The sequence below is a fragment of the Aestuariispira ectoiniformans genome (assembly GCF_025136295.1).
GTDB classification, from domain to species: Bacteria; Pseudomonadota; Alphaproteobacteria; order UBA8366; family Aestuariispiraceae; genus Aestuariispira_A; species Aestuariispira_A ectoiniformans.
In genome coordinates this window covers 1,254,431-1,276,561 of sequence record NZ_CP062788.1, presented here as the reverse complement: position 1 = coordinate 1,276,561, position 22,131 = coordinate 1,254,431, and the positions used below count along the sequence as shown (strand labels likewise).

General features: G+C 58.3%; 22 protein-coding genes. 8 read left to right on the top strand and 14 right to left on the bottom strand.

Annotated elements, in window-relative coordinates; all coding sequences use genetic code 11:
- Positions 1 to 31: 31 nt before the first annotated feature.
- The 3 genes from IF205_RS06240 (at position 32) to IF205_RS06230 (ending at position 4,541) form a co-directional block, all read left to right on the top strand.
- Positions 32 to 1,993 carry a polysaccharide biosynthesis protein gene (locus IF205_RS06240; RefSeq protein WP_259782431.1) on the top strand — a complete coding sequence of 654 codons (1,962 nt, stop codon included), beginning with the start codon at positions 32 to 34 and terminating at the stop codon, positions 1,991 to 1,993.
- Positions 1,994 to 2,004: 11 nt separating this feature from the next.
- Positions 2,005 to 3,564 (top strand): bifunctional phosphoribosylaminoimidazolecarboxamide formyltransferase/IMP cyclohydrolase, encoded by a 1,560-nt coding sequence (gene purH, locus IF205_RS06235; RefSeq protein WP_259782430.1) that lies wholly within the window; start codon positions 2,005 to 2,007, stop codon positions 3,562 to 3,564.
- A 224-nt stretch (positions 3,565 to 3,788) separates the two neighbouring features.
- Positions 3,789 to 4,541 (top strand): PP2C family protein-serine/threonine phosphatase, encoded by a 753-nt coding sequence (locus IF205_RS06230; RefSeq protein WP_259782429.1) that lies wholly within the window; start codon positions 3,789 to 3,791, stop codon positions 4,539 to 4,541.
- On the opposite strand, the gene IF205_RS06225 is transcribed toward IF205_RS06230, so the two are convergent.
- Complete coding sequence (locus IF205_RS06225) at positions 4,522 to 5,178, bottom strand: TetR/AcrR family transcriptional regulator (RefSeq protein WP_259782428.1); 657 nt, start codon at positions 5,176 to 5,178, stop codon at positions 4,522 to 4,524. The genes IF205_RS06230 and IF205_RS06225 overlap by 20 nt on opposite strands.
- Before the next feature lie 103 nt (positions 5,179 to 5,281).
- Here IF205_RS06225 and IF205_RS06220 point away from each other — a divergent pair, with 103 nt between their 5' ends.
- Positions 5,282 to 5,635, top strand: a complete 354-nt coding sequence (locus IF205_RS06220) for a cupin domain-containing protein (protein WP_259782427.1) — start codon at positions 5,282 to 5,284, stop codon at positions 5,633 to 5,635.
- Here the strand turns inward: IF205_RS06220 and IF205_RS06215 are convergent.
- From IF205_RS06215 to IF205_RS06195, 5 genes are all read right to left on the bottom strand, one after another.
- Positions 5,632 to 6,195, bottom strand: a complete 564-nt coding sequence (locus IF205_RS06215; RefSeq protein WP_259782426.1) for a TetR/AcrR family transcriptional regulator — start codon at positions 6,193 to 6,195, stop codon at positions 5,632 to 5,634. The genes IF205_RS06220 and IF205_RS06215 overlap by 4 nt on opposite strands.
- Before the next feature lie 2 nt (positions 6,196 to 6,197).
- A complete protein-coding gene (locus IF205_RS06210; RefSeq protein WP_259782425.1) occupies positions 6,198 to 6,542 on the bottom strand; it encodes a DMT family transporter in 345 nt (114 codons plus the stop codon).
- A gap of 81 nt (positions 6,543 to 6,623) precedes the next feature.
- Entirely contained in the window at positions 6,624 to 7,010 is a 387-nt protein-coding gene (locus tag IF205_RS06205; protein ID WP_259782424.1) for a cupin domain-containing protein, read from the bottom strand.
- Between the two features lie 198 nt (positions 7,011 to 7,208).
- On the bottom strand, positions 7,209 to 7,820 hold the full coding sequence (locus IF205_RS06200; protein WP_259782423.1) for an NAD(P)-dependent oxidoreductase: 612 nt from the start codon (positions 7,818 to 7,820) through the stop codon (positions 7,209 to 7,211).
- Positions 7,813 to 8,502 (bottom strand): DsbA family protein, encoded by a 690-nt coding sequence (locus IF205_RS06195; RefSeq protein ID WP_259782422.1) that lies wholly within the window; start codon positions 8,500 to 8,502, stop codon positions 7,813 to 7,815. The genes IF205_RS06200 and IF205_RS06195 overlap by 8 nt, the downstream gene beginning before the upstream one ends.
- 131 nt (positions 8,503 to 8,633) lie before the next feature.
- Between IF205_RS06195 and IF205_RS06190 the strand changes: the two genes are divergently transcribed.
- Positions 8,634 to 9,551 carry a LysR family transcriptional regulator gene (locus IF205_RS06190; protein ID WP_259782421.1) on the top strand — a complete coding sequence of 306 codons (918 nt, stop codon included), beginning with the start codon at positions 8,634 to 8,636 and terminating at the stop codon, positions 9,549 to 9,551.
- A 60-nt stretch (positions 9,552 to 9,611) separates the two neighbouring features.
- Here IF205_RS06190 and lpdA read toward each other — a convergent pair whose 3' ends face one another.
- From lpdA to IF205_RS06160, 6 genes are all read right to left on the bottom strand, one after another.
- A complete protein-coding gene (lpdA, locus tag IF205_RS06185; RefSeq protein ID WP_259782420.1) occupies positions 9,612 to 11,018 on the bottom strand; it encodes a dihydrolipoyl dehydrogenase in 1,407 nt (468 codons plus the stop codon).
- Positions 11,019 to 11,158: 140 nt separating this feature from the next.
- The gene (gene ubiV, locus IF205_RS06180) at positions 11,159 to 12,079 is read right to left on the bottom strand and encodes a ubiquinone anaerobic biosynthesis protein UbiV (RefSeq protein ID WP_259782419.1); all 921 of its coding nucleotides are present in this window, start codon (positions 12,077 to 12,079) and stop codon (positions 11,159 to 11,161) included.
- A 10-nt stretch (positions 12,080 to 12,089) separates the two neighbouring features.
- On the bottom strand, positions 12,090 to 13,079 hold the full coding sequence (gene ubiU, locus IF205_RS06175) for a ubiquinone anaerobic biosynthesis protein UbiU (RefSeq protein WP_259782418.1): 990 nt from the start codon (positions 13,077 to 13,079) through the stop codon (positions 12,090 to 12,092).
- Entirely contained in the window at positions 13,076 to 13,741 is a 666-nt protein-coding gene (gene ubiT, locus IF205_RS06170) for a ubiquinone anaerobic biosynthesis accessory factor UbiT (RefSeq protein ID WP_259782417.1), read from the bottom strand. Before ubiT ends, ubiU begins: the two co-directional genes overlap by 4 nt.
- Before the next feature lie 151 nt (positions 13,742 to 13,892).
- Positions 13,893 to 14,180, bottom strand: a complete 288-nt coding sequence (locus IF205_RS06165) for a GIY-YIG nuclease family protein (RefSeq protein ID WP_259782416.1) — start codon at positions 14,178 to 14,180, stop codon at positions 13,893 to 13,895.
- A 79-nt stretch (positions 14,181 to 14,259) separates the two neighbouring features.
- Entirely contained in the window at positions 14,260 to 15,402 is a 1,143-nt protein-coding gene (locus IF205_RS06160) for a succinylglutamate desuccinylase/aspartoacylase family protein (protein ID WP_259782415.1), read from the bottom strand.
- 239 nt (positions 15,403 to 15,641) lie between these two features.
- On the opposite strand from IF205_RS06160, the gene IF205_RS06155 reads away from it, so the two are divergent.
- Entirely contained in the window at positions 15,642 to 16,574 is a 933-nt protein-coding gene (locus tag IF205_RS06155; protein WP_259782414.1) for an exopolyphosphatase, read from the top strand.
- Positions 16,575 to 16,693: 119 nt separating this feature from the next.
- A complete protein-coding gene (locus IF205_RS06150) occupies positions 16,694 to 18,715 on the top strand; it encodes a hydantoinase/oxoprolinase N-terminal domain-containing protein (RefSeq protein ID WP_259782413.1) in 2,022 nt (673 codons plus the stop codon).
- Positions 18,716 to 18,731: 16 nt separating this feature from the next.
- On the opposite strand, the gene IF205_RS06145 is transcribed toward IF205_RS06150, so the two are convergent.
- Positions 18,732 to 19,328, bottom strand: coding sequence for a glycosyltransferase (locus IF205_RS06145; RefSeq protein WP_259782412.1), 597 nt, complete (start codon positions 19,326 to 19,328; stop codon positions 18,732 to 18,734).
- 248 nt (positions 19,329 to 19,576) lie between these two features.
- Here IF205_RS06145 and IF205_RS06140 point away from each other — a divergent pair, with 248 nt between their 5' ends.
- Positions 19,577 to 21,259, top strand: coding sequence for a methyl-accepting chemotaxis protein (locus IF205_RS06140; RefSeq protein ID WP_259782411.1), 1,683 nt, complete (start codon positions 19,577 to 19,579; stop codon positions 21,257 to 21,259).
- 49 nt (positions 21,260 to 21,308) lie between these two features.
- Here the strand turns inward: IF205_RS06140 and IF205_RS06135 are convergent, their stop codons facing one another.
- Positions 21,309 to 22,073 (bottom strand): sulfite exporter TauE/SafE family protein, encoded by a 765-nt coding sequence (locus tag IF205_RS06135; protein ID WP_259782410.1) that lies wholly within the window; start codon positions 22,071 to 22,073, stop codon positions 21,309 to 21,311.
- Between the last annotated feature and the right edge of the window lie 58 nt (positions 22,074 to 22,131).

Here is a 22,131-nt window from a genome sequence, read left to right as displayed (position 1 = left end):
ACGGGCGGCTGAGCATTATGAAAACAGCATCATGATTAGGCTATTCAAATCAACGCGGGCGCGGGTCGCCTTTTTGCACGACATGATCATGGCGGGTCTGTCGTTCCCGTTGAGCCTATATCTACGTCTCGGCGACAGTTGGGACTGGCTTCCGGCAACCTATGTCCTGGAAAGCACAGGCATCTTTGTCGGCATTTGTGCCGTCGTTTTCTATTTCAACAAGCAATATCGCGGTATCTGGCGTTATGCCTCGCTGGAAGACCTCACCGCCATCACGCGGGCCGTCACGATCGCGATCCTCGTCTTCCTGCCGATCCTGTTTACGCTGACCCGCCTGGAATTCCTGCCCCGGTCCATCCCGGTGATTAACTGGTTTGTCCTGATCGCACTCTTGGGCGGGCCTCGTTTCCTCTACCGGATGGCCAAGGACAAACGCGCCAACCTGCGGAGCACACTGAGCAACCGCCGCCGTATTCCGGTCATCCTGATAGGCGCCGGTGATGAAGCGGAGCTTTTCATCCGCGAGCAAAAGCGTAACAGCAGCAGCATCTACGACCCCATTGCCATTGTCTCCGAGACCAGAGGCCGCCTCGGTCGTGAAATTCACGGCGTCCCTGTCATTTCCACCATCGCCGATTTCACGCCCGAAACCTGGAAAAAACTTTCGTCAGCACCGCAAAAACTGATCCTGACCAAAGAGACCATGGACGGGGAAGTTCTCCGTGCGCTTTTCGCCATGGCGCAACAGGAAGGCCTGACCCTTGACCGGCTGCCGAAACTCTCCGAACTTCGGGCAGGATTCCAGGACGACAAACAGGTGGTGCGCCCGATTGCCGTGGAAGACCTACTGGGACGCCCTCAGGCAAAGCTGGACCGTCCTGCCATGGAGGCCCTGGTCAAAGGCCGACGCGTGATGGTCACAGGCAGCGGCGGCACCATCGGTTCGGAACTCACCCGCCAGATTTGCGCCCTCGGCCCGTCGGAAATCGCATTATACGAAGTATCGGAATATCAACTTTATCTGATCGACCAGGAAATCGGAAAACGCTTCCCGCATATTCCCCGTCACGCCATTCTGGGCGATGTCCGGGACCGCAAGCGTGTCGACAGCGCGTTCGAACGTTTCCAGCCGGAACTGGTCTTCCATGCCGCCGCCTACAAACATGTGCCCTTGGTCGAAGACAACCCGATGGAAGGTGTGCTGACCAATATCATGGGCAGCCGCATCGTGGCCGATGCATGCCGTCGGCACAAGGCACGCTGCATGGTCCAGATTTCCACCGACAAGGCCGTCAACCCGACGAATGTCATGGGGGCGACCAAGCGCCTGGCGGAAGAATATATCCAGGCTCTGGACCCGGTTGCACGGGACGAGAACAGCACCCGCTATGTTGTGGTTCGCTTTGGCAACGTCCTGGGTTCCACCGGATCAGTCGTGCCCCTGTTCCAGAAGCAATTGGCAGAAGGCGGGCCGCTGACCGTCACCCATCCGGAGATTACCCGTTATTTCATGACCGTCCGCGAGGCGGTCGAACTGGTGCTGCAGGCCTCTGCCATCGGCGTGAAGGACGACACCACCGCAGGGCGGATTTTCGTCCTCGACATGGGCGCGCCGGTGAAGATCGCCGACCTTGCACGCCAGATGATCATGCTGGCGGGTATGGAGCCGGACAAGGACATCAAAATCGAATATACCGGTCTTCGCCCCGGTGAGAAATTATACGAAGAACTGCTGCATACCCAAGAACAGCAGCTACCCACGGTGACCGACGGGATCATGTTGGCCCAGCCACGCACCAGCGCCCTGGATGTGCTGCAGCGCTCGCTGGACCGCATGGAAACACTCGCCCAGGCCCGTGACAGGGAAGAGACCCTGGCCGAATTGAAGAAATTCGTGCCGGAATACACCCCCGACGAACGCACGTTACTTCCGAAGGAAAGTCAGTGCCGCAGGGTAGAGTTGCCCAAAACCGCGGCACCATCCGGAGATTGAAAGGACCCCTCATGAGCGAAAAACCGATCGCCCGTGCATTGATATCCGTTTCCGACAAGACCGGCCTGGTGGAATTCGCCACCGAACTGGCAAAACACAAGGTCCGGATCCTGTCGACCGGCGGCTCCGCCAAGGCCCTGAAGGAAGCCGGCATTGCCGTCACCGAGGTTTCCGACCACACCGGTTTCCCGGAAATCATGGATGGCCGTGTCAAAACCCTGCACCCGACCATTCACGGCGGCATCCTTGCCAAACGCGACGACCAGAAACACCGCATGGCCATGGAAACCCATGACATTGCCCCGATTGATATGGTGGTCGTGAACCTTTATCCCTTCGTGAATACGGTCCGTTCCGGTGCAGACTATGACACCTGCATTGAAAACATCGACATTGGCGGCCCGGCTATGATCCGTGCAGCAGCCAAAAACCACGAGTCGGTGACCGTTGTCACCGACCCCGGCGAATACGCCTCGGTCATCAAGGACATGGACGAAAACGGCGGCGCGACGACGCGCGATCTTCGCCAGTTCCTGGCCCGTGAGGCCTATGCCCGTACGGCGTCATACGACTCTGCGATCAGCAACTGGCTGTCTGCACAGCAGGAACGTACCTGGCCGAAACGCATGACCCTTGCCGGTCGCAGCAAACAGGTGTTGCGCTATGGCGAGAACCCGCATCAGGAAGCAGCGCTCTATCTGGGCACCGACCGTCGCCCCAGTGTCTCCACCGCCGAACAGGTGCAGGGAAAAGAGCTCAGCTTCAACAATATCAACGATGCGGATGCAGCCTTCGAACTGGTTGCTGAATTCAAGAAGCCTGCTGTTGTCATCGTCAAACACGCCAACCCCTGCGGCGTCGCCGAGGCAGATAGCCTGATCGACGCCTGGGACCCGGCGCTGAGCTGCGATCCGGTGTCGGCATTTGGCGGCATCGTTGCCCTGAACCGCAAGCTGGAAGCAGACCTGGCTACGCGCCTGACGGAGCTTTTCCTGGAAGTCGTCATCGCACCGGAAGCAACGGATGAGGCCCGCGAAATTCTGGCCGCCAAAAAGAACCTGCGCCTGTTGCTGACCGGGGAAATGCCGGATCCGTCGGAACAGTCCATGACCTGGCGTACGCTGGGTGGCGGCGGTCTGCTGGCCCAGACCCGCGACTATGGCCAGATCAGCCGCGAGGACTGCAAGGTGGTCACCAAACGCGAACCCACGGAAAAGGAATGGGCGGATATGCTCTTTGCCTGGAAAGTGGCCAAACATGTCAAATCCAACGCCATTGTCTATGTCCGCGATGAAAGCACGATCGGCGTGGGCGCAGGACAGATGAGCCGCGTTGACTCCGCCAAGATTGCAGCCTCCAAAGCCGCCGAGCATAAAGGCATGGAAGGTGGTTGCGTCGTCGCATCCGATGCCTTCTTCCCCTTCGCCGATGGCCTGATGGCCGCTGTTGGCGCCGGGGCAACGGCTGCGATCCAGCCCGGCGGGTCCATGCGCGATGAAGAGGTTATCAAAGCCGCGGACGAGGCAGGAATTGCCATGGTTTATACCGGCATGCGCCACTTCAAACATTAATATCTTTCGGCTGGATAAATGACAGCCGATTGAAAAGAATGGCACCCGCTTGCATGACATCGCTGCAAGCGGGTGTTTTTTTGTGTATGCTAATAAGTGAGCTTTCTAACGTGATGCCATCCTGCAACAAGAGCGGGAAATTCGAGGCCACATCCAGCTACCGCCTCGTCAGGCTGTAGAAAGACCGCTAAAGTGCCCTGGATCATTAATAAGGGTGCCACTGAATGAAGCTTTATGCGGGAATGTTATTGGGTCCGCGCAGCCGGCAGGAGGATTGCCTCGTCATAGGCGATCAGATTCTGCAGGAAGCGCAGCTACCGATCACCCGCATTACAACCAATTGCCTTGCCGGTATTGCGGCAATCAGCGACGGTCTTGGCGGTGCGCCGGATGGCAACTGGATATCCCATGAGACCTGCCGCTTTCTCAGCCGCCTCTCCAATGCGCTCGCCTATTGCGATACTCTTCCGGCAATTCTGGACGCATTGCAGGATCATCTTTGCAAAGAGGCCCAGACCAGCCGGTGCGGCGCTACGCTGACCGGCGCGATTTTCCGACCGGACGATCACGTCACGATCGTGCATCTGGGTGACAGCCGCGCTTATCTGAAACGAAGCGGCCACCCCCTTGAACAACTGACCGTCGATCACACGCCTGTCATGGATAAAGTCCTGGCCGGAGAGTTATCCAGCGACGATGCCCAGACCCACCCCATGCGCAATATCGTCGATCTTGGCGTCGGCCCCGCCTTTGGCCCCAATTGGGAAGGATGCGATCACAGCCCCCAGATCACCGATGTGGACCTGATGCATGGCGACTGCCTGCTGATCACCTCCGATGGTCTGCACACGGCTGTCGACCACGATACACTGGATGCCTTCGTCGGCGACTTCGACCCCGTCCGTGCGGAAGACCGCTTCCGCAGCTTCTCTCATCTGATTGAAGATAATGCCAGCATCATCCTGATGCAGGCCTGACCTCCTCCAAAGCCCCACCGCCAAAGAGATAGGCCTGTAACATCCTGCAGGCCTCCTGCTGGACAGCCGATACCGTCATCCGGTCTGACCGGCCATCCACGGCCCTATGGACAAGCGCCTCCAGCGTGGTCTCCATGACCTGCGCGGCAAGGGGAATATCCGCTACTATCAGGCATTCAACGTGTTTTTCCAGATACCGTTCCAGCATGCGACATAGCTGCTGTTGAACCTCGGCCACATGGGAGGCCTGATCCGCCTGCGGTATCTGTTCCACCAGAATGCCATGCAGATGCGGGTCAACCCGTTCCGCCCCGGCCAGTTCCGCAACAATCAGCGGCAGGGTTACCGCCGGTGGCGCATCCATCGACAAAATCCGGTCCATCCGCCCCTCGAATGAGCGCAGCAATGCGTCTGTATGCTGGCGGATCAATGCAGCGATAAGGGCATCCTTGTTCGGAAAATACTGATACAGCGACCCGACACTGACCCCGGCTCTCTCTGCAATCCGTGCGGTGGTGGTTTTGTCATAGCCTTCCACCTGCAAAACCTGAGCGGTGGCCGTCAGCATGGCGTCCACCGCCGCCCTCGACCGGTCCTGTTTCGGCAGTTTTCGAGGTGTCGTCACGGCTTTGGCCATGGGTTTTCCCGCCTCCCGGAATGCGAATACAAAATATGACGAAACATTCGTATTTATAGGAAACAGTCAAATACAACCGATGACAAGCCCTATAGAGGTAATCATGTCTGCCTACACCCTGCGCCGGGAACTCGACAATCTCACCGACTGGCACAAACCCCGCTTCCTGCAAACCATCGAAACTGACGGCCCCCTGGTCAGTGGCGTGATCCGCATCGCCGCCAACACGACGGACCGGTTCTGGGAACGCCATGACGGCGGCGACGAAATCCTGATGATCCTGAAAGGCGAGGCAACATTCACCCTGGACGACGGCCGGGGAGAATTCCCGGTCAGGGCCGGAGATATGATCTTCATGCCCAAGGGGGTCGCCCATAATGCGAAGATCACGAAAGACCTGGAAATCTTCTTCATCACCCCGACCGAGGGCAATGTGGACTGGGAGGATGGCGCCTAAGTCTCGTCCATCATCGCCACGAGTCTCGCGTAGAGCGTTTCCCGCACCTCCGCCTGCCCGGCCGTTTCCAGCCCGGCATAGGAGAACCACGCCCCGTCCGCGGCAAGCCGCACCACCTCCAGGAGGGGGGCATTGTCAGTATCGCGATGGCGGTCCAACCGCGCATTTAGCCAATCCAGCCAGATCTGCCGCAACACGGGGTCCGCGCTGGCCCCGATCCACATCGCCGCCAGCGGACCGTCAAAACCCAATTCATCATCCTGGAAGATTGTGGCTACATAGGCGCGCGTAAAGCATCCTTTCGCCGTATCCTCCTTAGCCATACGGGCATCTATTTTTTCATCCAGCCTGGTCAGAATATCCTTATACATTCCTTCGATCAGGGCCTGCTTGGACGCAAAGTGGTGAAAAAGCCCGCCTTTGGTCACATTGGCGGCCTTTGCCACCGCCTGGATCGTTACCGCGGGCAAACCATCTTCCATGGCAATTTTCGCCGCACTGTCCAGCAACGCCCGGCGGACCATTTCCGGCTGTTTCCTGCGTGTCACACCTTCTGACATGATCAATGCCCCCCGGCGGTGGAAAAGACACGCATGACAATGACACCGCCAACAATCATCGCGATACCCACCATCGCCCCGACATCCAGGGACTGCCTGAAGACAACAAGGCCCACAAGGGCCGTCAGGATCATCCCAACCCCGGCCCAGATCGCATAAGCAACCCCGAGCGGCAGCACCTTCAGGGCGTGGGAGAGGAAGAATAGAGACGCGACGAAGAACAGGCCCATGCCGATCGTCGGCAGCAGCTTGCTGAACTGTTGGGACAGTGCCAGAAGCGACGATCCCGTGACTTCACAGACAATCGCAAGGCCAAGGGCACCATAGGCCATAAGGGTTGGCGTCATTTCCATTTCACCACAATCAAAACCGGACGTCCGGTATGTTTATAGATCGAAAGGCCAGATTTCAAGTATTTTGATCGTCTGTCACGCGTCGGCGGCTTGTGTTTCAAACTGGGCAGGCAACGTAATTTCCAGCATCTCCACGTCCTCGGAATGCTCGACCTCCCGGTGCTTGATGCCGGGTGGCTGGTAGACGCAGGCACCTTCCTCCAGCAACACCTCGCCCTCCCCTTCATACCAGAAGCGGACCCAGCCCTTCAGGACATAAACCATCTGGAACTGCAGGCTGTGGGTATGCAGATCGCCACCGCTGTTCTTTCCGGGAACGGCCCGGATCACATGGGCGCCGACCGCTCCGGCGGTCGCCTTTTCAATGCCCAGGTCGCGATATTCAAAAAAGCTCCGCAAGCCCCCCTCGAATGCCTCCGGATCAAAATGACAGACGCTGACAGATGCATCCTTATCCGCCATGATGTTTTGCCTCCCTCCAGTATCCTAGGTCAAAGCCCTGGCCTGTGAAGTCACCTGAATCGAATTCGCAGGCATGGGCCCTCACCACAAGATTTGTCGCGTTCATCATACCCCCGCATCCACGCCACCCCAAAAGCAATCGGGCGGCACAAACATGCCGCCCGATGAAAGCGCCGCCAATCTCAATGCGGCTGTCGATCAATAGCCAACAGTGAAACGCCGGCGAATGTGTGACGGACTTTCGATCTCGTCGGCCATGGCGATCGCATAATCCTCAAAGGAAATGCTGCTGCCATTGTCATTGGCGAGCAGGAAATCCGTACCGAGGCGAAACTGCCCGGTCCGTTCCCCGGCAGTGAACAACGCGGAAGGTGACAGGAAGGTCCAGTCCAGATCTTCCACATCGCGCAGCAGATCAAGATAATCCGCACCCTTCTGTGCCTCATCCTTATAGATCGCGGGGAATTCCGGCGTATCGATCAGGCGCGTATCCGCCGCCACCAGCAGGGAACCCGCCCCGCCAACAACCAGATAGCGTTTCACGCCCGAGGCCCGAACGGCGGCCAGCAGCAGATCGGCATCGCTGGCGAGGAAATGGACTGAGCTGATCACCACGTCATGACCGCGCAGAAGATCGGCCAAGCCGTCCTTGTCGAAGATGTCGCCTTGTCTGGCGGTCACACCCGGCAGGGCAGCGATCTTGTCCGGATTGCGGGCAATGCCGGTGACGCTGTGTCCACGGTCGGACAGTTCTTTGAGAATGCGGGAACCGGCCTGACCGGAGGCACCGATAAGGGCAATTTTAGCCATGGGATATCCTTTCGGGATTGGGGGTTTTGTCTGTTTTGGAGGTATTGGCGGCCCGCAACCGAGCAAGAAGATTGTCCAGGGACCCAAAAAGGGCATCCGCCCCGATCAAACGATCACCACCATCCTGGCGGACGACAAGGGCCGGTACACCATTGGCGTTCAGGCCTTGGAACAGAGACCGACCATAGGCGGTCAGTTCACGATATTGCATCCGGGTTGCGGCATCGGGTGCATGCAACCTGTCGGCCGCCGCTTCCAATCCGACATCGGCCAGCACCGATGCCACGCCTTCCGTGGTGACGATATCGCGGCCCTCCACATAGCGGGCCCGTTGGATCGCCTTCAATGCCACCATCCGGCGGGTGGGTTCTTCCAGACCGGCCACCACGATCCCAAGGGTCGCCGCACTGGAATCAAGGGAGGTTCCCTGCGCCTGCAGCACATTCTCTACATAGGCTTTTGTAAATTCCTGCCCGCTGATCTGCGCGATCCGCTGATCCTGGGACCAGGCGTAATCGGCAAAACCGGCATCCAGCGGCCTAGCACCCGGCCCGGCGAACAAGCCCGTCGGGACCGCCTCTACCGAAACGCCTTGGGCCACCACTTTGTCCAACATGGGCGCGGCGCCATAGCACCAGCCGCAAAGCGGGTCGAAAAGATAGAGGATCATCGCATCCGTCACGATTTGCTCCTTGAGGGGTCGTCATTGCATCCGACCTTTCAAGTAGCATTCCTCGTGATTGTGAAAAATACCGCCCAATGATATGAACTGTATGATTAGATCATACAAAAAGAGCCTTTTGAGAGGGTATTTTGGCGGAACTCCTGAACCTGAACCGGCTCGCCTATTTCACCACGGTGGCGGAACTCGCCTCCTTCACCGCAGCGGGCGAGCATCTGGGCGTGGCCAAGGCGGTCGTCAGCCATCAGGTCCGCAAATTGGAGGAGGAATTGGGCGTCACCCTCATGCGGCGGACCACCCGACGCGTGACGCTAACCGAAGAGGGGCGGCTTTTCTATGAACGAGCAATCGTCATCCTGCGCGATGCGGAGGCTGCTTTCGGAGAAGTCTCTGTCAATGCGGCAGAACCCAGTGGTACGCTCCGCCTCACTGCGCCAATCGACTACGGCATGACCGTGCTGGCCCCGGTGATTGCCGACTATCTCAAGAAGTATCCGCAGATGCGTGTAGACGCGAATTTCGACGACGCCGTTAACGACCTGGTCGCCGAAGAAATCGATCTGGGTATCCGCGTGGGCTGGCTCACCGATTCCAGCAACAAGGCACGCCGCCTGGGCACCATTCAGCAATATGTTGTCGCCAGCCCGGACTTCATGGCGACGATTTCTGACGATATCAGCCCCCATGACGCAAAAAACCTGCCCTGGATCACAAATAAGCAACTACGCGGAATAAACCAGTGGACCTTTACCAAAGGCAGGGAAACCGTGAAGACCGAACTGAATTCCGTTGTCCTTTGTGACAAGGCCCTTCCCATGCGTTCCTGCCTGCTGGAAGGTATCGGCCTGGGAATCCTGCCCGATTCCATGGTTGACCAGGATATTGAAGAAGGGCGGCTTGTCCGGGTCTTCCCCGAGTGGTCTCTGCCCGAAGCAGGAATCCATGCGGTCTATCCCCCTGCGCGCTACCGCCCTGCGAAAGTGCGGGCCTTCGTCGCGCTTTTACTTGCCGCTGAAAAGAGGCGTTCGCAGGGTCTGCCACTCCCGTGAAAGCAAAAGCCCCACCGGCGGCAACCGATGGGGCTTTAGTCGTATAAAACCGATCCGGCCTTACGCGTGGATCGGGCCGTCGTGGATGGCCATGGCTGCCTCACGCACCGCTTCACTGAAGGTCGGGTGGGCATGGCAGGTCCGCGCCACGTCTTCCGACGAACCACCGAATTCGATGATCGTGGTCAGTTCGTGGATCATCTCGCCCGCTGCCGGGCCGATGATATGCGCGCCCAACAGCTTGTCGGTCTTGGCGTCGGACAGCAACTTCACGAAACCGTCCGGGAAACCGTTGGCCTTTGCGCGGCTGTTGGCCAGGAAGGGGAATTTGCCGACCTTGTAGTCGATGCCCTTTTCCTTCAACGCCTCTTCGCTGAGGCCCACGTCTGCCACTTCCGGCATGGTGTAAACCACACCCGGGATCGCACCGTAGTTGATATGCGGCTGCTGACCGGCCATCTTCTCGGCACAGACGATGCCTTCATCTTCGGCTTTATGCGCCAGCATCGGGCCCGGCACGCAGTCGCCGATGGCATAGATGCCTTCCACATTGGTCTGGAAGTCTTCACCGATTTCAATGAAACCGCGTTCGTTGCGCTTCACGCCCAGCTCTTCCAGGCCCAGGCCGTCCACATAGGGGCGGCGGCCAACGCAGACGAGAACCACATCCGCATCCATTTCCTCGGCATCACCACCGGCTGCCGGTTCCACTTTCAGCTTCACGCCGGTCTTGGTGGCCTTGGCTTCGGTAACCTTGCTTTTCAGCTTGAAGCCCATGCCCTGTTTTTTCAGGACGCGCTGGAAGGTCTTGGAGACCTCGCCGTCCATGGTCGGCAGGATACGGTCCAGGAATTCCACAACGGTGACTTTCGCACCCAGGCGACGCCAGACAGAGCCCAGCTCCAACCCGATCACACCGCCGCCGATTACCACCAGATGACCCGGAACCTTATCCAGTTCCAGCGCGCCGGTGGAGGAAACGATTTTCTTCTCATCCACGTCGATATTCGGGATCGGGGTGGATTCGGAACCTGTGGCGATCAGGATTTTCTTGGCGGTCAGGGTCTTGCCCTTGTCTTCACCTTCGGTCACTTCGACCTGGCCAACCGCTTTGATCTGGCCGCGCCCTTTGACATAGGTGACCTTGTTCTTCTTGAACAGGAACTCGATGCCCTTGGTGAAGTCGTCGATGATCTTCTGCTTGCGGCCCATCATGTTTTTCAGGTTCAGCTTGGGCGTCACCTCGATCCCATGACCGTCGAAGGAATGATTGGCCTCTTCAAACAGTTCGGAAGACTGCAGCAGTGCTTTGGACGGAATGCAGCCGACATTCAGGCAGGTCCCGCCGAGCGCCCCGCGCATTTCCACGCAGGCAGTTTTCATGCCCAGCTGTGCTGCGCGAATGGCTGCTACATAGCCGCCCGGCCCACCACCGATTACGACCAGATCGAATTCCGTATCCGACATTCTTCGGACCCCTTTTCTTGAAATCGCCGAAAGCTTTCATACCGGCACCGCCACAGACCCCCGCGGCAGTGTCTTCCATAGCCGCATTAATGCCGCATATGCGACATATGGGCAACCCATGCCTGCATGAAAAGAGCCAATTATTCCGCCATCTCCGCCAGTCGCCCTTCGGCCAGATATCCTTCCCGGCCATAGAGATAGCCGTTGGAGAAAACCGCCTCCGGACAGAGGTCTTCCAACCGTTCATAGGCATCGCCAAGCTCCGCCCTGCCATCCATATAATCCCGGAAGGTCTGCGCCACGGCCACCATGTCACAGCTATGCGGCGACAGGCGGAAATGGCTGACACCCGCGCCTGCCAGGCTGTCCAGATCGCCGATCAGGTTGGCGTAGGTATAAGACATGGTCTGGATGCCGTTGACCGCCAAGAATGCCTCCCCGTCCAGTGTATCCAGATCCATGCCATCGGGGCTTTTGTCGCAGACGAACTGACAACCATCCTTGTGCAGCCCGTGATGGCGGGCGTGGTAACAACGCGCAGACACCGCCAGAGGCAGCCGCCCGAAGGCCTGGACTTCCATTTCCGCGTCCGTTGCCTCGGCCAGTTTGCCGATGGAGGCCAGCGGCAGTTCCACGGGCAGGGCAAATCGTTTCGCGCCCTTGTCCGCAAAATAGGCCACCGTGCCTTCATTATAGATATTCACGAACGGCCCGATCACATGGGGACGCCCCGCCAGCAGCGCGGCACCGGAAACGTCATTGGCCTCGACCAGCATGTCGTCCATACCTGCGATATCGCGCACGGACTGCATCTCACGTTTGTTCATGATGAGCGCCATAGTGGACAGGACCACTTCCTTTCCTGACGAAAGAAGGCGTTCCAGGACTTCCGGAAACACCGGTTCAAAGAAGGGCTGGCGCTTGGAGCAGACCACCTCGCCGATATAGACCGTGTCCACCGGGGCCTCGTCCGCCACACGGAAATAGAAATCCCGCCATGTTTCCGGCTTCCAGTTGAACAGGACCGGCCCCATGGTCAGCTTTGCATTCGACAAATCCATGATGTGTTCCTTACCGCCAGCGTTTCTCATAGGCACCGGACGTCTTGCGCTGCCCTTCCGTGATTGCATCCAGACCGCCAATGGGAATAGGACGCCCTTCGGCGGCAGCATCCACCGCCGCCCGGAAAGCGGCCACAACCTGCGCAATATAGGCTTTGCCACGCTGACGCCCTTCGATTTTCAGCGCGGTTACGCCGACTTCCATCAGGTCGGGCAACAGTTCCATGGCGTTCAGGCTGGTGGGTTCTTCAAACAGGTAGGATGTTCTGCCCTCGGTCTTGAATCGCCCCTTGCAAAGCGTCGGATAGCCCGCAGGTTCATCCGGGTTGAAGGCATTGATTGTGAACTCTCCCAGACGCGAGACCAGCCGGTCGCCCTCGTCCTCATAGCGTACATGGCTGGCCGGGGAGCAGACACCGTTCATATTGGGGCTTTCACCGGTGGCGTAGGAGGACAACGCGCAACGTCCTTCCGCCATCACGCAAAGGCCACCGAAAACGAAGACCTCCGTCTCAACGTCGATTTCCTTATTCAGCGCCCGGATTTCCGGCAGGGTTAGCACGCGCGGCAACACCACGCGCTTTACATCGAAGGCTTCCGTATAAAAGCGGATTGATTCCGGGTTGGAGGCAGAGGCCTGGACGGACAAATGACGGCGCAGGTCCGGGTGATTGCGTTTGGCGTAATCCACCAGCCCGATATCGGCCAAAATCACCGCATTGACACCAATTTCCGCCGCATCATCCACCGCCTTATACCATGGCTCCAGATTGCCCGCCTTGGGGAAGGTGTTGATCGCCACATAAACATGTGCGCCTTTTGAATGGGCATAGGCAACGCCTTCGCGCAATTCCTCACGGCTGAAATTCAGACCGGGAAAGTTGCGGGCGTTGGTTTCATCGCGAAAGCCCACATAAACAACATCGGCACCGGCATCCACCGCTGCCCGCAGCGCCGCAGGTGTGCCCGCGGGGCAGACCAGTTCCAGAACCTTGGTCACGCCACAGCCCCCCTCTTCCTGTTTACTTTTCGTGTTTGCGTGGATTCTTCTGTCAGCCGCCGCAGCTTGACCTCCTGCTGGTCCAGCCGCTTATGGACCGGTGCCAGCAGCGCAGACGACAGAAGCTGCATATCCTGCTCAAGGCGCGTCCAGACGCGCTCCATATGGCTGACAACATGACGTGCAGGCCCTGCGAACGGCCCCAATTCCTCCATCACGTCGCGCCTCAGGTCGATCTCCGCCCCGTCCACGGAATTCCGCAGGGCCAGCACCGCCCCCGTATCGCCTTCAATTGTCAACACACGGGAAAAGAACAGGGCATCCCCATCAATCTTCCCTTCCAGCAGCGCCAAAAGCGCCGCAATCGGCCCGCGGATCGCCGCCACCGCCTGCACATCCGCCCCGTCACGCAGCAGGGTCAGCCCCGGTTCGTCGTTGCCAACGGACAGAAGGAAAACAAATGGCAGGTCAACGGGATCAATCAGAAACTGCTTTGGGCCATCACCCGCCACACGGTCAAATACGGATCGATAGCGCCGTGACACACGCCGCATGACCTCAGAAAAAACCGGCTGCATCAACCGGGGGGGAACCGGCCGCAGGACCAGCCCCGCCAGCAAGGCCGGAGACAAGGGCGGCGGAATATCGCCGTGTTTGAACATGAAGGCACCTGTCAGAAGAAGGGAGTAAGTTCCCCTCTATGCCCTGTCAGGCACCTCCATGGCTTTGATTGGGATCAAGTTGTGGAACTTGGAATTGGGTAAAGGGAGATATAACCTCGTCATGGCCGGACTTGATCCGGCCACCCACGGATTAAAATAGCTTGTGGTAAAGATCATCCCATGCCGGATTAGCCATCAAGATGAGACGAACCTTCCAGGCACGCGGCCAGTGTTTTATATTCTTCTCTCGCTGAATGGCAGATTGGATATCCCCAAAAGCTGCATAGTAAACTAAGCGCTTCAATCCATATCTCTTAGTAAAACCTGCCATCACCCCCGCACGATGTTCGAATACGCGTTTTTTGAGGTCACTCGTCACACCCACATAAAGTGTGCCATTAGGCCTATTGGTTACGATGTAAACCCACCCACCTTGCATGTCCCGCCCGTCCCCTCTTCGTAGGTGGCCGTGTCAAGCACGGCCATGACGGTTAGGTATTGGAGGCCAAGGGTGGTTTTTACGCCTCCAGCAACGCGCCTTCCTTGCGATGGGCGAGCGGTGTTTTGCCTGCGACCTTGGCAATGGTTACGCCGGGGGCCGCGAGGCGGGTATCGACGCGGGCGAAGAAAATGCCGTCGGTTCGGGCGCGCAGCTCCGTCCGTGCCTCAGCCGGGTCAGCGGCCACGGGATCAATAATCGTAGCAATCAGGTCCCCAGCCTTCACCTGCGTCCCCACTTCCAGTGCATAGCTGACGAAACCGGCCTTCGGCGCATGCATCACATCGGTTTCATGCAGGAAGGCCGTGAAGGTTTCATCGCGCTGCGGCTTAACCACATCGTCGATCACGCCCCGACGGCAAAGAAAGCTGTAGAGCCCGGCAGCATCCTTGGCACCGAAGTCATCGCTGACATCCTGCCGCCCCCGGAATTCAACCGTCGTGGCAAAACAGGCATGAGGCAGGTCCTTTGCCTCGTCCAGCTCGTCACCCAACCGCCACCAGGGAGAGGAATTCGCCTCATCGAAAGGCCCGCCGCCTGCGGTGGTTTCGATCAGCAGAACCGGGCTGTCCATATCGAGGCAAAGCTCTGTGGCGATATCGCGATGACGGTCATTCGCATAGATATGCATTGTCGCCTCGCCGTCGCAATGCAGGTCCAGAACGTAATCGGCGTCGCAGGACAGACCCATGAGAACCTTGCGAAGCTGTGCCACCTCCGACCGCGCATCCTGACTGGCGACAACCTCACGGAAAGCCGCGCGGACGGTTTCCACATCCTGCGCCGCATCCCCGATCAGCCTGCCCTTGATCCGCGGGGCCGCCCCGCCGACCAGATCCGCCCAGTTCCGGTTATAGTTACCGCTGCCATCAAAGGCATAACGGCCCGGCACGTGGTCGCCGATACGTTGATCCATCCCGATCGGATTGGCGTAGGGCACAACAACGATCTCACCTTTGATCAGGCCTTTTGCATCAGCCGCATCCAGAAGCGGCAGCAGATGATGGACCGCCATGATGCCGGGCCATTCGTCGGCGTGAAGGGCAGCCTGCAGATAGGCTTTGGGCCCCGACCCCGGTTTGCCATAGCAGTGGACAAGCAAGTGACGGTTTGTGCCCGGTGCTGAAGACGCCAGATCAATCCTGTCTGTTTGCCGTGCCATGCCTCTAACCCCTTCGATACAATATGATCAGTTTTTTTTGAGTGATAGTTCCCTCCCCTCCTTAGGACAAGTTCCCCGCCGGGAAAAGACTTTTGACAAGAACGGTAAGTAGCTACCAAACCCGCACAAATACTGACGTTACGGGTAACCATTCAGTAAGAATTACGCCGTAAAATAGAAAAAACTTTAACAGGCAATACCCTGACACCGTATGTCCGTTGTAATGGAGGTGATTTTGAATGGGCCAGCGCGGTAAATACCGTCTTTTGACGCGCAGCGACTTCGACGGCCTGGTCTGCGCGGTGCTCCTCCGGGAACTGGACATGATCGACGAGATCGAATTCACCCATCCCAAGGACATGCAGGACGGCAAAGTCCCCCTCAACGGTGCGGATATCACAACCAATCTGCCCTATGTGAAGGGTGTTTATCTCGCCTTCGACCACCACCATTCCGAAGCGGTGCGTATCGGCAAGCGCCCCAATCACATCCTGGACCCGGAAGCGCCTTCGGCTGCACGGGTCGTCTATAATTATTATGGCGCCAACGACGTTTTCCCGCATGTTGATACAGACCTGCTTTGCGCGGTCGACAAATGCGATTCCGCCCAGCTTTCCCGGAAAGATGTCCTGAACCCGCAGGGCTGGATGCTGTTGAATTACATCATGGATGCGCGCACCGGGCTGGGGCGCTTCAGGAAATTCCGGATTTCCAACCGCAAGCTGATGCTGAAACTGATCGACCTCTGCCAGGACCATTCAATCGAGGAAATCCTGGAACATCCGGACGTGAAAGAACGGGTCACTTTCTTTCATGAGACCCAGGGCAGATGCATTGAGCAGATACGCAAATGCGCCCGTATAGAAGGAAATCTGGTGCAGATCGACCTGCGTGATCAGGAAATAATCTGGCCGGGCAACCGGTTCCTGATCTACACGCTGTTCCCGGAATGCAATATTTCCATGCATATCCTGAACGGCAAGGATAACTCCAACACCACATTCGCCATCGGTAAATCCATCTTCAACCGCAGCTCCCGCACCAATGTCGGCGAGCTTTGCCTCGCCTTCCACGGCGGCGGCCATCTGGGTGCAGGCTCGTGCCAGGTCGCCAATCAGCAGGCCGAAAAGGTTCGCATGGCATTGACCGGTCGCATCACGATGGACGGCTAACAGCCATCACGCCTCTTCTCCCACGGAAATAGATAATTTCCCGGCGCAAATCCGCTTGCGCATAATCCCGTCTCGGCCTAATTGGCAGATGGGTTAGATTATAAGAACGGGCATAAGCCATGAGCATTCTCCTGGGCATTGATACTGGCGGCACTTTCACCGACGCCGTGCTGTTTGACGAAGACAAGGGCGTGTTGCAGGCCGCCAAGGCGCTGACCACCAAACACGACCTGTCCATCGGCCTGCATAAGGCCGCGCGCAATGTCCTGAGTGCCGCCCCGGATCTCCAGGCCAGCGATATCAAACTGGTATCGATTTCCACAACGCTCGCAACCAACGCCATTGTCGAAAGCCATGGCGGCGCCGTCGGCCTCGTCCTGATCGGACAACCTGCTGCCACGCTGGAACGTGCGGGCCTGAAGCAGGTCATGGGCAGCGACCCCGTCCTCTTTTTGAATGGCGGACATAGCGCCTCCGGCGCGGAAAAAGAACCGCTCGACGAGGATCAGGTCCGTGAGGCAATCCGCCAGGCCGCCAAACAGGTCAGCGCCTTTGCGGTCGCCGGCTATTTCGCCGTACGCAACCCGTCCCACGAAAAACGCGTGCGCGAGATCATTTTCGAGGAATGCGACCTGCCGGTCACCTGTTCCTATGAACTGAGCAGCAGCCTGGACGCCCCGCGCCGCGCCCTGACCGCCGTCCTGAATGCCCGGCTGGTTCCCCTGATCCAGCATCTGGTTCTGGCCGTCGAAGGCTTCCAGAAGGACCTGGGGCTGGATTGTCCGCTTATGGTGGTCAAAGGCGACGGCTCCCTGATTTCTGCCGAAACCGCACTGCGGCGACCGGTGGAGACCATCCTCTCCGGCCCGGCCGCCAGTGTTGTCGGCGCACAATATCAGGCCTCGGAGAAAGACATGGTGGTCTCCGACATGGGCGGCACCACAACCGATATCGCCCTGCTGAAAGACGGCCAACCGGTCCTGAACAAGGACGGCGCGGTCGTCAACGGCCACCGGACCATGGTCGAGGCGGTCGAGGTGCATACCGTGGGCCTGGGCGGCGACAGTGAAATCCGCCTGAACGATCATAAGGAACTGGTGGCAGGGCCACGCCGCGTGGTACCTTTATCCCTTTTGTCCTACGAGCACCCCGATCTTGTGGTGCCTGTCCTGCAGGAACAGTTGAAACGTGGCTGGTCCAAGACCTACGACGGACGTTTCGCCCTTTGCCTGCGCGGGTTGGACGAGGCTGGTGTCGCCAGACTGTCCTCCAGTGAAAGGGCTATCTGGGACAAGCTGTCCGGTGGCCCCGTTGCATTGGAGGTTCTGTTGGGGCGGCATATGCCGGAACAACCGCTTCGCCGTCTGGTGGACCGCGGTTTGGTGATCATCAGCGCCTTCAGCCCGTCGGATGCCGCCCACGTGCTTGGCCTGCATGACGCCTGGGACATTGAGGCCGCCCGGCTTGGCGCAGAGATCTGGGCGCGCAGCGAGCGCCGCCCGAACCAGCCTTGCGCCAAGGACGCCAGAGACTTTGCAGAACAGGTGCGCGAACAGGTGATCCTGCAGACCGGAGAGGCGCTTGTAGACGCCATTCTGGACGATGAATTCGGCCAGACCGCAGAGCAGGGTCAGGGCCTTGCCAAAAAGATGATCCGCACCGCGTTGGGCGATGAGAAAAGCAATGCCGGTAACCTGCTGCGTTTTTCATTGCGCCTTGGTCATCCGCTGATCGGGATCGGCGCGCCTGCGGCGACCTATTACGCCGATGTGGCCACCCGCCTGAACACAACCTATGTGCAGCCCGAATTCGCCCATGTCTCCAACGCCGTCGGTGCGGTTGCCGGTGGTGTCAGCCAGCGCGCCCATATCCTGATCACCGCCCCGGACGATATGCGCTTCCGCGTGCATGATGCGGACAATATCCGCGACTTCACCAACCTGGACGAGGCCTTTGTTCACGCCCGTAGCCTGGCCGAGGCGCAAGCCAACAATCTTGCCGTGGAGGCAGGCGCGATAGATATCCATATCAACACCCAGGAAGAACGCCGGATGACCACGGGGAACGGCCCTCGACCGATCTTTATCGAAGGATCGGTAACGGCAACCGCCCATGGTCGGCCACGGCTGGCAACGGATTGATATTTAAATGTGATCGCTAGGCCGCATCCGCCTGCTCATCAACCACTGCATGCAGGATATAGGGCAGTTGGATGAGGCGTTTGCGGTCAAGCTGATCAATCAGATTGGCATCGGTCAGGGTGCCGGGCCGCTTCCTTTGCAACAGGGTTTCCAATTGGGACCGCCGCAGCACCAACCCCACATGCGACGCAGGAACAGCATGCAGAAAGCCAAAGGGCCCGCGCACCTGATCCTGTGAACGCCCATGCGCGGCGAATTCATACTCTCCCGTCGCATCGACGAAAAGGCGCAGGTTCGTCGACCACCCCGGACGAAAAACAACGTTACCGCCCAGAATCATAACCCATTGCCCCCACAGCATGCGGCAGCCAGCAGCAACCTGTGCCTGCCATCCGCCTTCGGCCTCAAGAACGCGTGCATCATGTCGCTGGGCAATATCTACCGTGCAGTCGGTAGAACCGCCATCGGCAACAATGACATCCAGCTCAAACAGACAGGCAGCCTCCCGCAGGCCCTGCAGGACCTGTGGCAACGCCTGTTCATCGTTCAGGGTCGGGAGAATAACTCCAAGAGACGGCTTACTTTTTACTGACTTTCTGGCTTGGTTGGACATTTCCACCCCTGTGCAAAATCGCAAGGCCGTTTCTACGGCCCTCTCCTCGGCACCAGGCGGCTGTGAGAGCAATCAGTTCATTTTCTTGGTTTTGAAAATATCAATGCAAATCACGTTCCAATTTCTCACCGAATTCACACGCCACATAACCCAACGCGTCATTTAAAAAGCTACATAACAATATATTAAGTTTTAAAGACATAAACTGTCGCAAAAGATGAAATAATTGAGACCAGTGGGAAACAAAAATGGCACGATTTAAGATCGGTATCCGGCTTCTGTTGCTATCCGCGCTCGGCATTCTAGGGCTTGCAATCGTTGCCTTCACCACCCTGACAATCCTTCAGAACACAATGATTGAAGACCGCAAGGACAAGGTCCAACAGGTCGTCGACCTCGGGTTGAGTACGGCAAACCATTATTATCAGCTTTTCCAGAAAGGCGAGATGACGGAAGAGGAGGCACAGAAAGCCGCCCTCAGTGCCATTGAAGATATGCGATACGCGGGCAACGAGTATCTGTGGGTTAATGATATGCGCCCGGTCATGATCATGCACCCCTTCGCCAAGCAACTGGTTGGAAAAGACGTCAGCGGCCTGAAGGACAAGAACGGCGTCGCCATTTTCAAGGAATTCACCAAGGTCATCCAGTCCAAAGGCGGCGGTTTTGTTTTTTACCTCTGGCCCAAGGGGGGACAGGATGAACCTGTCCGCAAGGTTTCCTATGTCGGCCATTTCAAACCCTGGGACTGGGTCGTCGGCACCGGTGTCTATCTGGATGATGTGAATACGGCATTCCAACAGACATTAAGCTTTACTCTGCCGATCCTGCTGGCCGTCCTGGCCGTGGTCGTTATCGCAGCCATCATCATTTCACGCGGGATTTCCCGCCCGATCAACGCCATGGCGGGCAATATGGGCCTGTTGGCGGATGGTAACCTGGAATTCGAAAACGACGCCCAGGAGCGGCGAGACGAAATCGGCACCCTGGGCCGGGCTTTAGAGGTCTTCCGCAACAACGCGCGCGACGTGGAACGCCTTCGCGCCGAACGCGAGGAACAGGAACGCAAGGCCCTGGAGGCGCAGCAACAGACGCGCCTGGATCTTGCCACCCAGTTCGAGGAAAGCGTGAAGAGCATCGTCAACGCGGTCTCTGCCGCCGCAACGGAGTTGCAAAGCACGGCGGAAGGCATGAGCCAGACCGCCGAACAGACCAGCACGGAAGCACAAACCGCCGCCGGGGCATCGGAATCCGCATCCGGCAATGTGCAGACCGTTTCCGCCGCGGCAGAGGAACTGTCCAGTTCGATCAATGAAATCACCAGCCGCGTCACTGAATCCGCAACCATCGTCAATCAGGCAGCCTCCGAAGCGGAGACAACCAACGCCAAGGTCAAAGGACTGGTCGACGCCGCCCAGCGGGTTGGCGAAGTGGTCAACCTGATCTCCGACATTGCAGAACAGACCAACCTTCTGGCCCTGAACGCGACCATCGAGGCCGCCCGCGCCGGTGAGGCGGGCAAGGGATTTGCCGTGGTGGCAACGGAAGTCAAAGGCCTGGCAACCCAGACCGCCAAGGCAACGGATGAAATCAGCCAGCATATCAGCGACATGCAGGCGGCGACCGACGATGCCGCCAAGGCCATTGCCTCCATCGGCGGGATCATCACCCGGGTGAATGAAATCGGCACCGGCATCTCCAGCGCGGTGGAAGAGCAAGGAGCCGCCACCAAAGAGATCGCCAACAGCGTCGCCCAGGCCTCCAACAGCACCAGCATGGCGGCGGAAAACATCAAACATGTGTCGGATGCCGCTCAGGAAACAGGGCACTCCGCCTCCGATGTTCTGAGCGCGGCGGGCGAATTGTCCCAACAGGCCGAAAATCTGAGCCGTCAGGTGGACGACTTCATCACCAAAATCCGCGAGGCGTAATTCCCGGCCATAAGCAGGAAAGGCGGCCACCTGGCCGCCTTTTCCTTTCTCAACCGATGAGACCCTGCGCGCCATCCCAAAGCAGTTTACCGCCCGTGACGAAAAGCATCACATAGGCCACCCGGTAGAACCACAGTTCCGGAACATGGTGATGGGCCTTCACCCCCAACCAGATACCAAGCGGCGCCAAGGGCAACAGCACCAAAGACGTTTCCAGATTGTGAAGCGATAGCTGCCCCGCCAGACCGTAGGGGATCAGTTTTGCATAGTTTACCGCGATGAAGAACCAGACCGTGGTCCCAACATAAAGCGTCTTATCCATCTTCTGCGGCAGCAGATAAAACTGCACCGGCGGCCCGCCGGCATGGGCAATCGTGCTGGTGAAACCCGCAAGCGCGCCCCAACTGCTGCCTTTGATCAGGCCGGGCTTCGCACCGTCCGGATGGGGTTTCCTGCCGAACCAATGGTTCAGGGTGAAGGCAACCGCGATCACCCCCAGCAGGATACGCACCACATTCTCATCCAACTGCCCGAAGGCAAAGCCGCCAATGCCAATTCCTAAAATCGCCCCGGGCAGCATCATTTTGAGATTCTGCCAACTGGCGACCCGCCGATAAGCGTAAAGCGCGAAGAGGTCCATCGCACAGAGGATCGGCAGCATGATCGCCGCCGCCTGCACCGGCGGAATCACCAATGCGATCAAAGGGACCGCAAGCACGCCCAATGCCCCGCCAAAACCACCCTTGGAGACACCAAAGATCATCATGGCAGGAATGGCCGCAGCATAAAAAAATGGATCGGTTGGAATATTCATAAATGGAAAAAGCCCTTCCCGTTTGGACAGGAAGGGCCTCCCTTCATCTCACGTTAAA

Coding starts and splice junctions, on each gene's coding strand:
- IF205_RS06240 (WP_259782431.1), top strand. CDS start 32: ATGATTAGGCTATTCAAATCAACGCGGGCGCGGGTCGCCTTTTTGCAC.
- purH (WP_259782430.1), top strand. CDS start 2,005: ATGAGCGAAAAACCGATCGCCCGTGCATTGATATCCGTTTCCGACAAG.
- IF205_RS06230 (WP_259782429.1), top strand. CDS start 3,789: ATGAAGCTTTATGCGGGAATGTTATTGGGTCCGCGCAGCCGGCAGGAG.
- IF205_RS06225 (WP_259782428.1), bottom strand. CDS start 5,178: ATGGCCAAAGCCGTGACGACACCTCGAAAACTGCCGAAACAGGACCGG.
- IF205_RS06220 (WP_259782427.1), top strand. CDS start 5,282: ATGTCTGCCTACACCCTGCGCCGGGAACTCGACAATCTCACCGACTGG.
- IF205_RS06215 (WP_259782426.1), bottom strand. CDS start 6,195: ATGTCAGAAGGTGTGACACGCAGGAAACAGCCGGAAATGGTCCGCCGG.
- IF205_RS06210 (WP_259782425.1), bottom strand. CDS start 6,542: ATGACGCCAACCCTTATGGCCTATGGTGCCCTTGGCCTTGCGATTGTC.
- IF205_RS06205 (WP_259782424.1), bottom strand. CDS start 7,010: ATGGCGGATAAGGATGCATCTGTCAGCGTCTGTCATTTTGATCCGGAG.
- IF205_RS06200 (WP_259782423.1), bottom strand. CDS start 7,820: ATGGCTAAAATTGCCCTTATCGGTGCCTCCGGTCAGGCCGGTTCCCGC.
- lpdA (WP_259782420.1), bottom strand. CDS start 11,018: ATGTCGGATACGGAATTCGATCTGGTCGTAATCGGTGGTGGGCCGGGC.
- ubiV (WP_259782419.1), bottom strand. CDS start 12,079: ATGGATTTGTCGAATGCAAAGCTGACCATGGGGCCGGTCCTGTTCAAC.
- ubiT (WP_259782417.1), bottom strand. CDS start 13,741: ATGTTCAAACACGGCGATATTCCGCCGCCCTTGTCTCCGGCCTTGCTG.
- IF205_RS06165 (WP_259782416.1), bottom strand. CDS start 14,180: ATGCAAGGTGGGTGGGTTTACATCGTAACCAATAGGCCTAATGGCACA.
- IF205_RS06160 (WP_259782415.1), bottom strand. CDS start 15,402: ATGGCACGGCAAACAGACAGGATTGATCTGGCGTCTTCAGCACCGGGC.
- IF205_RS06155 (WP_259782414.1), top strand. CDS start 15,642: ATGGGCCAGCGCGGTAAATACCGTCTTTTGACGCGCAGCGACTTCGAC.
- IF205_RS06150 (WP_259782413.1), top strand. CDS start 16,694: ATGAGCATTCTCCTGGGCATTGATACTGGCGGCACTTTCACCGACGCC.
- IF205_RS06145 (WP_259782412.1), bottom strand. CDS start 19,328: ATGTCCAACCAAGCCAGAAAGTCAGTAAAAAGTAAGCCGTCTCTTGGA.
- IF205_RS06140 (WP_259782411.1), top strand. CDS start 19,577: ATGGCACGATTTAAGATCGGTATCCGGCTTCTGTTGCTATCCGCGCTC.
- IF205_RS06135 (WP_259782410.1), bottom strand. CDS start 22,073: ATGAATATTCCAACCGATCCATTTTTTTATGCTGCGGCCATTCCTGCC.